At 46.9% G+C, this 11,419-nt stretch carries 12 protein-coding genes; 6 read left to right on the forward strand and 6 right to left on the reverse strand.

Annotated features, from left to right (window positions below; all coding sequences use genetic code 11):
- From ACQY6F_RS16770 to ACQY6F_RS16790, 5 genes are all read left to right on the forward strand, one after another.
- Positions 1-551: helicase C-terminal domain-containing protein (locus tag ACQY6F_RS16770; RefSeq protein WP_428776052.1), on the forward strand; the 551-nt coding region annotated here is incomplete at its 5' end.
- 50 nt (positions 552-601) lie between these two features.
- Complete coding sequence (locus ACQY6F_RS16775) at positions 602-1,381, forward strand: sulfite exporter TauE/SafE family protein (RefSeq protein WP_428776053.1); 780 nt, start codon at positions 602-604, stop codon at positions 1,379-1,381.
- Entirely contained in the window at positions 1,378-1,926 is a 549-nt protein-coding gene (priC, locus tag ACQY6F_RS16780) for a primosomal replication protein PriC (RefSeq protein WP_428776055.1), read from the forward strand. Before ACQY6F_RS16775 ends, priC begins: the two co-directional genes overlap by 4 nt.
- 2 nt (positions 1,927-1,928) lie before the next feature.
- Entirely contained in the window at positions 1,929-2,114 is a 186-nt protein-coding gene (rsmS, locus tag ACQY6F_RS16785) for a pleiotropic regulatory protein RsmS (RefSeq protein ID WP_428776056.1), read from the forward strand.
- On the forward strand, positions 2,111-3,247 hold the full coding sequence (locus ACQY6F_RS16790; protein ID WP_428776058.1) for a JmjC domain-containing protein: 1,137 nt from the start codon (positions 2,111-2,113) through the stop codon (positions 3,245-3,247). Before rsmS ends, ACQY6F_RS16790 begins: the two co-directional genes overlap by 4 nt.
- A gap of 68 nt (positions 3,248-3,315) precedes the next feature.
- Here ACQY6F_RS16790 and ACQY6F_RS16795 read toward each other — a convergent pair whose 3' ends face one another.
- Positions 3,316-5,433 carry a methyl-accepting chemotaxis protein gene (locus ACQY6F_RS16795; protein ID WP_428776059.1) on the reverse strand — a complete coding sequence of 706 codons (2,118 nt, stop codon included), beginning with the start codon at positions 5,431-5,433 and terminating at the stop codon, positions 3,316-3,318.
- 196 nt (positions 5,434-5,629) lie between these two features.
- Between ACQY6F_RS16795 and xthA the strand changes: the two genes are divergently transcribed.
- Complete coding sequence (gene xthA / locus ACQY6F_RS16800) at positions 5,630-6,439, forward strand: exodeoxyribonuclease III (protein WP_428776061.1); 810 nt, start codon at positions 5,630-5,632, stop codon at positions 6,437-6,439.
- 80 nt (positions 6,440-6,519) lie between these two features.
- Here the strand turns inward: xthA and ACQY6F_RS16805 are convergent, their stop codons facing one another.
- From ACQY6F_RS16805 to ACQY6F_RS16825, 5 genes are all read right to left on the reverse strand, one after another.
- On the reverse strand, positions 6,520-7,197 hold the full coding sequence (locus ACQY6F_RS16805; protein ID WP_428776063.1) for an ABC transporter permease: 678 nt from the start codon (positions 7,195-7,197) through the stop codon (positions 6,520-6,522).
- 3 nt (positions 7,198-7,200) lie between these two features.
- Positions 7,201-7,941: an ABC transporter permease gene (locus tag ACQY6F_RS16810; RefSeq protein WP_428776065.1), complete on the reverse strand. Its 741-nt coding sequence runs from the start codon at positions 7,939-7,941 to the stop codon at positions 7,201-7,203.
- 90 nt (positions 7,942-8,031) lie between these two features.
- A complete protein-coding gene (locus ACQY6F_RS16815; protein ID WP_428776066.1) occupies positions 8,032-8,802 on the reverse strand; it encodes an ABC transporter substrate-binding protein in 771 nt (256 codons plus the stop codon).
- Positions 8,803-8,897: 95 nt separating this feature from the next.
- Positions 8,898-9,668, reverse strand: coding sequence for an ABC transporter ATP-binding protein (locus ACQY6F_RS16820; protein WP_428776068.1), 771 nt, complete (start codon positions 9,666-9,668; stop codon positions 8,898-8,900).
- Positions 9,669-10,172: 504 nt separating this feature from the next.
- The coding region (locus ACQY6F_RS16825; protein ID WP_428776070.1) for a hypothetical protein at positions 10,173-11,419 on the reverse strand (1,247 nt) is incomplete at its 5' end.

Here is an 11,419-nt window from a genome sequence, read left to right on the forward strand (position 1 = left end):
CTGAGTACACCGATTATCTCACTCAAGTGCTACCGGATTATTTACAACCGGACAGAGCTAACCTGGTGCTGTTCTCCTCTTATTGGCAAATGAGGCAAGTGGCAGACGGGCTGCGCAGCGATTTTGCCAGCAAGGGCTGGAATCTACAGGTTCAGGGTGAAAGCTCGCGCTCAGAAATTCTAAAAAAACATAAAACACTGGTGCAATGCGGAAAAACCAGCGTGCTTTTCGGTACCGGCAGTTTTTCTGAAGGGTTAGATTTGCCCGGGGAGCTACTGGAGAACCTGGTCATCACCAAGTTGCCTTTTGCGGTCCCTACCTCGCCGGTTGAACAAGCGTATGCCGAATATGTTGAAAGCCGGGGAGGTAATGCGTTTTTGCAAATTGCGGTACCGGAAGCGAGCAAAAAACTGATTCAGTCAGTGGGAAGATTACTGCGTAAAGAACAGGATTCTGGTAGAGTCGTGATCTTAGACCGGCGCTTAGTGTCTAAACGATATGGGAAAAACTTACTCAACTCCCTCCCACCCTTTAAACTAACCATTGAATAATAAGTCGTTGAACCCACGGTTTGGCGATGCAACTAAAAAAGAAGAGAAATATGGAATTGTTAGAGCCGACGATTTTGTTGGTATTGGCCGTAGTGGCTTTTATCGCCGGTTTTATTGACGCGGTTGCTGGCGGAGGCGGAATGTTGACCGTCCCTGCTCTACTCTCGATCGGCCTTCCCCCGCACATTGCTTTAGGCACCAACAAGTTAGCTGCTACGTTCGCGTCTTCAACTGCGGCGTTCACCTATTACCGAAAAAAGTTGTTCCGGCCGCAGTATTGGAGCCGCTCATTTATTGCCACACTGGCCGGTGCCATTATTGGCACTCTGGTGGTAGACAGCATCAGCACTGACTGGCTGGAAAAAGTACTGCCCCTTATTATTCTGGCAGCCGCTATATACACCGTTTGGCACAAAACTCCCCATATCAACCAGGACGTTCTCCCCAAAGCGTGTCCGAAACTGCACAAACAGCAATACCTGCAGGGGTTCACCCTGGGTTTTTATGATGGCGTCGCAGGACCGGGCACCGGCGCTTTTTGGACCGTCAGCTCGTTAGCGCTGTACCGGCTTAATATCTTACTGGCATCGGGACTCGCTAAAGCAATGAATTTCACCAGTAACTTTACGTCGCTAGTTACTTTTGCAATTCTCGGTCATATCGACTGGGTGCTAGGTTTAACAATGGGCGTGTGTCTGATGGCCGGGGCTTATTTCGGAGCCCATTCCGCCATTCGGTTTGGCGCCAAATTCATCCGCCCGGTATTTGTTTCCGTCGTCAGCATACTTGCGGTTAAACTGGCGTACGATGCTTGGTTTGTCGCGGTATGAGTAAACTCTCGCAACTCACCGCCCGTCTTGAGCAACTTGCCCAGCAGGCTGCAGCGATCGATCGTCAACGTGGCGAACAGAACAACCCACTGTTTGATGAAATCCTGTTCTCCTGCCGGTCAAAACTGTTGGTTCCCTGTGTCGATGAAGCCAAATCCACCTGCGCTGCGATCTCGCGCGAATCTGATGCCGGAATGCTCACTGCCGCCAGGGCTGAATATCTGACCGAACGCCTGCTGGCACAGATCAGTGCAATTCAACGTGAGATATCTACTCAGGAAATACGTCGTCGTGAACCCAAGCAATCGGGCTACGGCAGAAAACCGATCAATCAGCTGTATCAGGATTTAGCCCAGCACCAGGATTGGGAACGTCGGCTGCAAGACATGGTCAGGGAAAAAGAGCTGGCAGTCGAACATGCGGCCGGGATAAATAAAGCCAGCGCCCAGCAAGCTTTACTGGCTACAGAAAAAAGGCTGCAGCGTTGTCAGGCGGCAAAACATCGGATTGAAAAACAGATCACCTACCGGGAACGGAAGCACTAACCATGCAAGATAATTCAGACCGTGAGCCAGGCCCGTTAAGCAAGGCTCCGGATCACGTTAAACTGGCGGTTGATATCATCTACCTGCTGGAATCCAACAACATCGAAGCTGAGGTTGCTCTGGAGGCGATTGAAATCGTCAAATCAGATCTGCAGCAAAAACTCACTGAATCCGGGTCAGAAAAATGAACAGGTTGAACTTTGATTTGGATGAATTTCTGCGCGGCCACTGGCATCAGAAGCCAGCGGTTATTCGCCAGGGGTTCATTGACTTTCAGGATCCTATCAGCGCCGATGAACTGGCGGGTTTAGCTCTGGAACCGGAAATCGACTCCAGGCTGGTCACTAATGACAATGGTAAATGGCAAGCAAAACATGGACCGTTTGAAGAAGCTGAGCTTACTCAATTAGCAGAAAGTCACTGGCAACTGATCATCCAGGCCGCGAACCACTGGTACGAACCCCTGGCGGACCTGCTTCAACCCTTTAGTTCCTTACCACAATGGTTGTTAGACGACGTAATGGTGTGCTATTCAGCCCCCAGTGGTGGTGTCGGTCCGCACATAGATCAATACGATGTGTTTATCATTCAGGGGCAAGGACAACGCCGTTGGCGCATCGGTGCAAAAGATACCGGTCAGTACCAGGAAAAACTGGCGGGCGATGCGTTAAAACAGATCGAAGGATTCGACGCCGAGATAGATGTGGTACTTAATCCGGGTGATATTCTTTATATCCCACCGGGCTTTCCTCACGAAGGCCAGTCGCTTACCGGCAGTCTGAGCTATTCGATCGGTTATCGGTCGCCAAAGCAAGTCGAGCTGGTGAGTCATTTTGCTGATCATCTGATTAACCATGATCTGGGTGATATACACTGGCACAGACCGGGTTGGCCCGCTCAAAGTCACAATGGCCAAATCAACCTTGAAGCACAGCAACAGTTAACTGACATGTTACTGGCCCAGTTCAGCAATCAACCTACCATCAATGCGGCTATTGGTAGCTTGCTCAGTCAGCCGAGACACCAACTTAACTTGCTACCGATGGAACCCGCCTTGTCGCCAGACGAGTTGGTAGCAGAATTGGATGTAGGTGCCCAGTTAATAAAAACGGCCGGTTTGAAAAGCCTCTATTTTGAAGCAGAGCCATATGTGGTTTATATCAATGGCGAGCGGTATGACTTAGGCTCGGATAACCAGAAGCTGGTCGAAGCGCTTTGCAACCAACAACAGCTTACACTGAGTGATCTGATGGCCAATGACACAGCTTATAAAACGATGGCCGAACTGGTGAACAAAGGGTACTGGTACTTGTCTGAATAGCGACAGACTTCGGATAATAACAAACCCGCTCAGCATGAACTGCAGCGGGCTTTATTACTACTGAGCGCTTATACCTTGAACTGGGCCACTAGCGCTTGCTGCTGTTCGGAGAGCTGACTTATCTGGCCACTGACTGTTTCAGACTCCTCTGCCTGCATTAAGATTTGCGCACTTAAGTCGCGAATGTTGGCGACGCTCTGGTTCACTTCAGTGGACACCGACTGCTGCTCTTCCGCGGCCTTCACTATCTGACTGCTCATATCATTGATCGAACTTATCGACTCAAACACCGCTTCCAACTCTCTGACGGCCTGAGTGACCTGTTCAGCCGAGGCGGTGGCGATTTGATTACCCTGCTGGATTGCATTGACCACATCTTCTGTTCCGGATTGAACATTGGCGATCACGGTACGAATTTCACCCACTGATGCCTGGGTACGACTGGCCAGATTACGTACCTCATCGGCAACGACGGCAAAGCCTCGTCCCTGTTCTCCGGCCCGTGCGGCTTCTATTGCGGCATTAAGTGCCAACAAATTGGTTTGCTCCGAGATCCCCTCAATCACAGTCAGGATCTCAGTGATATTGCTGTTGTTTTTCGCCAGCTCTTCCACTATTGGTACGGTTTGCATCATGGTCTCTACCAACTGACGGATCTCGATCTCGGACTGTTCGATAACGCCCCGGCCAGTAGTCGCTGCGTCATTGGCTGCCGCTGCCGCCTCGACGGCATTTTCTGCATTCTGTACTACCAGTCCTGCAGTCTGGGTCATTTCTTCTGAGGCAGTTGCAACCAGATCGACTTCCCGGAATTGTGCATCGCTGCTACTGCGAGTCAGTTGGGCAGCAGATTTAGACTGCAAGGTTGTCGTGGCTACCTGATGGGTGTTATCGACAATTTGTCTTATCGTCACCTGTAGTTTATCAAGAAATTGGTTAAAACCCGTGGCCAACTGGCCAATTTCATCTTTTGAATCAATCTCCAGTCGCTGGGTTAAGTCCCCTTCGCCCGAAGCAATGTCCTCTAAACGCGCCACAACCAAACGAATTGGCTTCACAATCCGCCTCGCCATGGCAGTGATCAGGCCCAGCCCTAACAGAACAAATACGCCCCCGGTTATCAGTTCTGCCGTGACACCTTCGGAAACTTGCTGAGCGATAGTCTTGTCCAACGCTTCCGCATCTGCCAGCACACTGGTTCGCGGCATATCAAACAACACGCCCCAAGTTTCATTGGCGATATTAATTGGTGCAAATACATTGAGCCATACTCCTGATTCGGTCCACTGACTGTGTAATTCGCCGTTATACAACAGGTCAGTGATCGCATCTGCAGACATAGTTTGACTGGCGTATTCTTCTCCCAACTCCAGCGAAGGATCGTCGCTGGCGATCAGTGATTCGTCCAGGCTGATAATGCTAACCAAGCCTTGTCCTTCAAACAGACTTTGATCAGAGTTAGCGACGATGGATTTCAATCCGTCTAAGCGTAGATCGATACCAAAATACCCTATCGGTCTGCTGTTCGCCATAATGGGCACCACAATGGAAGTCGTCAGCAACCGCTCTCCGTCCAAATCCGTCACACGCGGGCTACTAATACAATCCGACTGATTAAGGATGGGGCACAAATAACGTTCGCGATTTTCCTGTAGCCCCAACTCACTTTCAGACAGTATCTTTACCGAGACCTCTTCCTCCGCTGCAGATTTTTGCCAGGAAGTGGCAAAACGCCCTTTCTCATTACTACCTGCATAGTTGGCTCCCACATAGTTGCTGTCTTCCTGGTCCAACATGTCGGGCATAAACACCAAATAAGCACCATGAACATTAGGAAAGTTTTTTACGGTCTGTTTGACCATCTCGTTCAGTGTGGTACGCAGCTCTTCGCTATCGCCAAAGTTTTCTTCAAAGTTGGTTTTGTAGAACAGCGCGTTGGAAGCCAGCATCTGAGCACGGTATAGCGCTTCGTTGAAAAATGATGAGATTTCCGTGGCGTTCAGTTGAGCCTGGGTTTGGATCAGTTTTTGTGATTTCTCAATCACAGACTGAGATGTTTGGTCTTTGATTACGCCTTGGTTTTTCACCGCATTAAAAACCGAATAGCCAACCAATGCTAATGAGGTCAAAAGCAGGCAAAAGCCAGCCAGCAAGGTGATTTTCCACTGCACAGAGAGAGTTCGCATACCACTTCCTTGTCTTGCAAACAAACAGAAACTAATTGTTTTTTAACAACTCAATTACAACATACTCTGATTTGGGTTTGAATAGCCTGCTTAGGGGATATCGCGAAAGCGGATCCTATATCTCATTGTTTCATTTGGGCTTGTAACCATTGCAGTGTTAACATCTAGCGCTAAACCTTGTTGCGAAGGAATTCGAATGAAAGTTATCAGTTTTAACATCAACGGGCTCAGAGCACGTTTACATCAGCTACAGGCGTTAATTGAAAAACATCAGCCAGACGTAATTGGGCTGCAAGAGATCAAAGTTCACGACGACGCTTTTCCAATCGAAGATGTCGAAGCCATGGGATACAAGGTCTATTTTCATGGCCAGAAAGCGCACTATGGCGTCGCCCTTCTTTGCAAACAAGAACCTATCAGCGTGCAGAAAGGCTTTCCGACTGATACAGAAGAACATCAGAAAAGAATGATTATGGCCAGCTTCCGAGATGGAGATGGTCAGACAGTGACGGTACTCAATGGCTATTTCCCGCAAGGCGACAACATCAACCATGAAACGAAATTCCCGTATAAGCGGCAATTCTACCGTGATTTGATGGGGTATCTGACTGAGCATCACAATAACCAGGAGAAGCTCATCGTAATGGGCGACATTAACATCAGCCCTATTGATGCTGATATCGGCATTGGCGAGCAAAACCGCAAACGCTGGTTGAAGACAGGCAAGTGTTCATTCCAGCCCGAAGAGCGCGAATGGCTGAAAACGCTGCTCGATTGGGGTTTTGAAGACACTTTTCGAAATTTACATCCACTGGTTGATGACCAGTATTCGTGGTTTGACTATCGCTCCAGAGGTTTCGATGACAACCGTGGGCTACGTATCGACGTCATACTGGCCACGCCAACGCTAGCGGCTAAGTGTACCGAAGCAGGTATTGACTATGAGTTGCGCGGGATAGAAAAACCTTCTGATCACGCGCCTATCTGGTCCGTGTTTAACTGCTGACTTAATGTCATGAAAGCAATTTAAAAGGGCTTCCTGTTGGAAGCCCTTTTTTATCTGTTCGGTTTACTAACCAATGCGCACTAGCTAAGTGGTCTTAAATAAGCCAGGAAACGTTTCTCGGCATTTTTGAAGCACCACAAAATGATAAAGGTCAGACACATATAGAACAGACCTGCGGTCAAGAAAGACTCAAACGGTGCATAGTAGCGTGAGTTAACCAGTCTGGCGGCACCGGTAAGATCCATAATGGTGATGATGCCAGCGACAGCACTACCGTGCAGCATAAATATCACTTCGTTACTGTACGCCGGTAACGCCCGACGCAACGCACTAGGCAGCACTATACGGCGATACGTGGCAAACTTGCTCATCCCGTACGCTTTGGCGGCTTCTACTTCACCTTTAGGTAAGCCATTGATCGCGCCGCGAATAATTTCGCCGGTATAGGCCGAAGTGTTCAGGACAAACGCGACTAAGGCACAAAACCAGGCATTTTCCCATAACGTATCTTTAACCGGGAAGAACTGATCCATACCGTAATAAATAAGATAAAGCTGTACCAGTAACGGGGTTCCGCGGAAGAAATAAATAAATGCCCAGGATGGCCCGCGAAGTAACCAGTTATTGCTATTGCGCGCTATTGCCAAAGGTATTGAAACCGTTAAACCGATCATCAATGACAATCCCACCAGCCATACCGTGGTCCATAACCCTTTAAAATAGATAGGCAAGCTGTCGATAATTAAACTGAAGTCCATAGCCTACCTCGTATGAATACTGAATTTACGTTCAACCAGCTTGAGGCAACCTGTTGAGACACTGGTAAAGAACAAGAAAATTATTGATACCGCCATATAAAAGGTAAACGGCATTTTGGTTGAGCCTGCTGCCAGCGAACTCATACGGACCATATCTTCCAGACCAATAATAGAAACCAGTGCCGTTGTTTTAAGCAGTACCAGCCAGTTATTGCCAAACCCCGGAAGCGCGTGACGAATCATTTGAGGTAGCAAAATGCGTCTGAAGGCCAAAGTAGCACTCATTCCGTAAGCTTTAGCCGCTTCCAGTTCACCTTTATCAACAGCCATGATCGCGCCGCGGAATGTTTCCGCCATATAGGCGCCAAAGATAAAGCCAATTGTTAGAATACCGGCGATAAACGGGCTGACATCAATGTAATCGGGAAGATATGCTGTCCACTCATGGTTAGGGTCACTGGACATAAACCACTCATTCAACCATTCATTAATGGCATAAAGGCTGTTGTTGAGCAGTATTTGACCGCCGAAGAAAATCAGCATCATCAGCACCAAATCAGGGATGCCGCGAATAATGGTTGTGTAAATAGTGGCGATGACTCTAGCCCAGCGGTACGGGGCTAATTTTGCCAATGCACCCAGCATTCCGAGTACCATGGCAAGCAACAGTGAGAGAAGTGCGACTTCAATTGTCAGCATGGCCCCTTTGAATATTGAGGCTTCGTATCCTTGCAAATCCAGCATAGGTGAGTTCCTAGTCCCTAGAATCTAGACTCCTGGCTACCGGGTACATCTAGGAACGAGAAACCAGTAGCCAGGATCCGTTAGCCGGTCTTATTGACCGTAAACGTCATATTTGAAGTATTTAGCCGCGATTTCTTGGTAGATACCTTTTTCGCGCAGAGAAGTGATAGCCGCATCCAGCTGCTTGGTTAAGTCTTTGTCCTGTTTGCGAACTGCGATACCCATACCTTCACCAAACCAGCGAGCATCAGTCAGTGAAGGACCAACGAACTCGTAGCCTTCGCCACCAGCTTTATTGATAACACCTTCTTCTAATGCAGATGCATCACCCAGAACCGCAGCAATACGGCCGTTCGCCAGATCCAGGTAAGCTTCATCAAACGAACCGTACCGTACGATCTCAACTTTATCGCCGTAGTTATCAGTCAGGTACTTATCGTGTGTTGTTGCACGCTGTACACCAATTTTAACGCCATCTAAGTTTTCGAAATCCAGACCAGCGCCTTTTTTGGCGATAAACTTGTTCGGGATCTGAGCGTATTTGCCAGTGAAGTCCACTTTCTTCTTACGCTCTTCAGTGATAGACATAGCCGCGATGATGGCATCGTATTTACGGGCCAGCAGCGATGGAATAATGCCATCCCAGTCTTGAGGAACGATCTGACATTTCACTTTCATCTCTTCACATAGAGCGTTAGCCATATCGACATCAAAGCCCTTCAGTGAACCGTCTGCTTCAGTCCAGCTAAACGGAGGGTAAGCACCCTCAATACCAAAGCGAACAACTTTCCATTCTTTCGCTTGGGCTACGCCAGCCGCTGCGGTAGCAGCAAGTGCTGCAACTAATAACCACTTTTTCATTTCCATACTCCTGTGATTGATATTTTCTGTATTGTTATTTTTTACATGACACGTCATTCAGCTCATCAAAATAAGTTCGATCGCTGAATACAACATTAGTAAATTGAAGATATAAATTGCTTCAGACGCTCTGATTCCGGATTCGTGAACAACTTTTCCGGATCGCCCTGCTCTTCAACCAAGCCTTGATGCAGGAACATCACGTGATTGGACACATCGCGGGCAAACGCCATTTCATGGGTAACCACTAACATGGTTCGGCCTTCCTCGGCCAGATCACGCATAACACCCAGCACTTCGCCCACCAATTCTGGATCAAGTGCTGAAGTCGGCTCATCGAATAGCATTACTTCAGGATCGACCGCCAGAGCCCGAGCAATCGCCGCGCGTTGCTGCTGACCACCAGACAAGTGCCCTGGGTAATAATCTTTACGTTCATATAAACCGACTTTTTTCAGCAATGCCTCTGCGTTTTCGATCGCCTGCTTCTTCGGTACACCCAATACATGTACCGGTGCCTCAATAACATTTTCCAGCACCGTCATGTGAGACCAGAGGTTGAAGCCCTGAAAAACCATTGCCAAACGAGAGCGAATGCGTTGAACCTGCTTTTCATTGGCAGGTAAAGCTTCACCCTGGCGGTTGGTTTTCATCTGAATCATCTCTCCGTTAACCCAGATTTCGCCTGAGGTCGGAGTTTCGAGAAGGTTTATACAGCGGAGAAAAGTACTCTTACCTGAACCGGAAGAACCGATGATTGAAATAACATCACCTTTGTGCGCTTCCAGTGAGATGCCCTTTAACACTTCATTTTGGCCAAAGGTTTTGTGCAGTTCCTTTATATCCAGCGCGGGTACTTCATTCATGCGCTATAACTCCCTTTATTATCATCTGACTGCATGGGTTCCACCCATATTTCGCTACAAAGTATCACCAGCCCTGAAAACATGCAACAAATTATTAACCTACCGTTAGCTGTGATTTCGAGATTATATTTGACAACTTATGCAAAATAAAGAGCTTTCATCTTAAATTACTGCATATTATTTGCAGATAAATGAAGTTTTACCCACAAGACAACCAGCCATTCACCCTCAATTTAGTTTTCATAAATGTAACAAGTAGAGGGGCCTAATTGGAATATATGACTAGAAACATCAGGTAGTTATAGATACAAAGCTCAATTAACATTCAAAACTCCATACTATATGTTGAAGCATGAAAAATAAGAACCAATTACATGAAAATTCAAGCACATAAAAAGCCCCTCATTATGAGGGGCTAAGCATTTTAGAGAAAAGATTACTCAGTTTTTGCTGTTGGTCACGAATTGGTAGCGATATTTCAACATTCGCTGAACAGTTATCCAATTACTTTTGAATAACTTGGTAAGCAAGGCTTGCTTGTTTGCGTTTATTTGCAATCTCATCTTGCGGTGTAGCAACGACTGATACTTTGTCTACAAAGCTACCTGTGGACAGTGGCGCATTGTATTGAGTCATAAAGTACTGCACCAAATCTGTAGTTATATTGCTGGTTAAGATCATGCTAACTTCCGGCATGATATTATCGACTGGCTTAAAGCTCGCATCGACATTGTAATCCGGAATTACGGTTTCGGAATTGGTACCTGGAATTGCATAAACTGTGTGTTTCGCCTGACCAGAAACTTCAAAGTAACTACGCTGAAAAACCTTATCGTTCGACGACACGGCACCATTAGTATCGATAACACAACCTGAACTACAACTGTTGATTTGCGGATTTAAGCCGGTTGAGACTATAGCTTCGGTTAACACCACGTCATTTTGAGCCAAATTGAGATTCATTGGCTGGTTAGAATATACCTCCCAGCCATTATAGCTACCTTCAAGATAAGAACTGTATCCTTGCGCAGGGATAAAATTGAAATCCAGATCTGTTTGTAACAACTCTTGCCACTCAAACCCTGTTTTACTAGTAAATGTCAGTATTTTGCCGCTAGTTAGCGTTTGTCCTGCAGAAAGTGTCCAGTTCAAATCCATATTATTGGATAAGGTTTCTAACTCAACCAACGTAGGAGTCGTGCCAGAATTTGCTAGGTCCCCAGCTTTAACTAACTTAGCGGCCACAACTTTAGAGTCATATAAACCGGTAGTGAGTATCTCTTCAGAGGTATTAATGATGTTGATTGCGTTTTTCAGGTTAGCCGTAGATGAGACCTGTCCATCTCGATAGCTTTCATAACCATAATTGTTCATCACCAATGACGTGTTAGATGACGCTAAACTCAGTGATTTTTGTTGACTAGTTAAAGTGACCTTACCTGAGGTATAACAACTGGCCTGATTCCCCTGCAGAGCTTCTACGTTAATCAACATGTTTGACAGCAATTCTTTTTGAATTGACAGCGTATGGACATTTGGTGATGAAGCGGAGCCAACATTGTCAAAAATGGTTACATAGCCGCCATTTTCCAAATCATTCGCGGTAAAGGTTAACTGACCACCGGAATTCAAACTGCCAGAGAGATCTTTATTAAACGAACCATCGGCATTGTAGGTATGTACTTCAATATTTCCGGTGGCAATTTTAGCGTAATCAATGTTGCCACTGTCGTACTCACCTATGTAGCAAA

This window comes from Vibrio sp., from assembly GCF_050299255.1.
In the GTDB taxonomy this organism is placed as follows: domain Bacteria; phylum Pseudomonadota; class Gammaproteobacteria; order Enterobacterales; family Vibrionaceae; genus Vibrio.

What these genes read in the sequence shown, in the direction of transcription:
- ACQY6F_RS16795 (WP_428776059.1), bottom strand. Translation starts at nt 5,433, where the DNA reads ATGCGAACTCTCTCTGTGCAGTGGAAAATCACCTTGCTGGCTGGCTTT.
- ACQY6F_RS16820 (WP_428776068.1), bottom strand. Translation starts at nt 9,668, where the DNA reads ATGAATGAAGTACCCGCGCTGGATATAAAGGAACTGCACAAAACCTTT.
- ACQY6F_RS16815 (WP_428776066.1), bottom strand. Translation starts at nt 8,802, where the DNA reads ATGAAAAAGTGGTTATTAGTTGCAGCACTTGCTGCTACCGCAGCGGCT.
- ACQY6F_RS16810 (WP_428776065.1), bottom strand. Translation starts at nt 7,941, where the DNA reads ATGCTGGATTTGCAAGGATACGAAGCCTCAATATTCAAAGGGGCCATG.
- priC (WP_428776055.1), top strand. Translation starts at nt 1,378, where the DNA reads ATGAGTAAACTCTCGCAACTCACCGCCCGTCTTGAGCAACTTGCCCAG.
- ACQY6F_RS16775 (WP_428776053.1), top strand. Translation starts at nt 602, where the DNA reads ATGGAATTGTTAGAGCCGACGATTTTGTTGGTATTGGCCGTAGTGGCT.
- ACQY6F_RS16790 (WP_428776058.1), top strand. Translation starts at nt 2,111, where the DNA reads ATGAACAGGTTGAACTTTGATTTGGATGAATTTCTGCGCGGCCACTGG.
- ACQY6F_RS16805 (WP_428776063.1), bottom strand. Translation starts at nt 7,197, where the DNA reads ATGGACTTCAGTTTAATTATCGACAGCTTGCCTATCTATTTTAAAGGG.
- rsmS (WP_428776056.1), top strand. Translation starts at nt 1,929, where the DNA reads ATGCAAGATAATTCAGACCGTGAGCCAGGCCCGTTAAGCAAGGCTCCG.
- xthA (WP_428776061.1), top strand. Translation starts at nt 5,630, where the DNA reads ATGAAAGTTATCAGTTTTAACATCAACGGGCTCAGAGCACGTTTACAT.